Below are 215 nucleotides of genomic sequence, written 5' to 3'. Positions count from 1 at the left end.
CACAAGATGGACGAGATCTTCGAAATCTGCGATGAAGTCTCGGTGCTGCGTGACGGCAACTTGGTCATGACCAAGAGCACCAAAGACACCGACATGAACGAGCTGATTGCCGCCGGAAAGGCTGGAAATCATATCATCCGGACCCATGCATTTGGTATGCATGATCTTGATCTCTTTATTAGTGGCCTTGACCATCTTAGGGGTGGACAGCGCCA

General features: G+C 50.7%; 1 protein-coding gene. It reads right to left on the bottom strand.

Annotation, left to right across the window (positions count from 1 at the left end):
• Positions 1-215, bottom strand: a 215-nt coding sequence (locus H6B10_RS19255; protein WP_243427463.1) for a hypothetical protein, incomplete at both ends; no start/stop codon positions are given.

Source organism: Gemmiger formicilis, from assembly GCF_016901605.1.
Classification (GTDB): Bacteria; Bacillota; Clostridia; order Oscillospirales; family Ruminococcaceae; genus Gemmiger; species Gemmiger formicilis_B.
The sequence above is the reverse complement of the archived record's forward strand: the minus strand, read 5'-3'. Positions and strand labels throughout refer to the sequence as shown.